This window comes from Mesorhizobium carmichaelinearum, from assembly GCF_900199455.1.
Lineage (GTDB): Bacteria > Pseudomonadota > Alphaproteobacteria > Rhizobiales > Rhizobiaceae > Mesorhizobium > Mesorhizobium carmichaelinearum.
Genome location: NZ_FZQR01000140.1, coordinates 1 through 729 on the forward strand (window position 1 = coordinate 1; position 729 = coordinate 729).

At 64.7% G+C, this 729-nt stretch carries 1 protein-coding gene; it reads left to right on the plus strand.

Translation table 11 applies throughout. The features are described 5' to 3' along the window. A partial coding sequence (locus CKW40_RS42380; protein ID WP_369333073.1) for a ParB/RepB/Spo0J family partition protein occupies positions 1-729 on the plus strand: 729 nt, incomplete at both ends.

Consider the following 729-nt stretch of genomic DNA (forward strand, 5'->3'; position numbering starts at 1 on the left):
TCCCCTGCATCGTCAACCGCAGGCAAGAGACCTCGGCCGAAGAGGATTCGCTTGCCGAAAACCTGCGGCGCGCCGACCTTCATCCGCTCGACCAGTTCCGGGCCTTCAAGACGCTGAGCGATCAGGGGCTCGATCCGGACGAGATCGGCGCCCGCTTCTTCGTGTCCCCGGCGACGGTGAGGCAGCGCCTGCGGCTGGCATCGGTGTCACTGAGGCTTCTCGATCTCTACGAGAAGGACGAAATCCGGCTCGAGCAGGTCATGGCGTTCTCGATCACCGACGACCACGCCCGCCAGGACCAGATCTGGGAGCGGATCTCCAACTCGCACACGCAGGAACCCTACTACATCAGGCGCCTGCTGACCGAGACGACGGTACGCGCAGACGATCGCCGGGCCGTCTATGTCGGCGCGGAAGCCTATGAGGCAGCCGGCGGCGTTGTCCTTCGCGACCTGTTCGAGCAGGATTCCGGCGGCTGGTTCCAGGATGCAGCGCTCCTCGAGCAGCTGGTCTTCGACAAGCTGAAGGTGGATGCCGAGGCGATCCGTGCGGAAGGCTGGAAATGGGTCGAGGCGGCGATCAGCTTTCCCTATGGCCACACTTCCGGCATGCGGCGCATCTACGCCGAGGCCCAGGAGCTCAGCGCCGAGGAGATCAAACGCTACGACGCGCTGAAGGCCGAACACGACAAGCTCGATGCCGACTATGCCGCGGCCGAGGATGCCGACG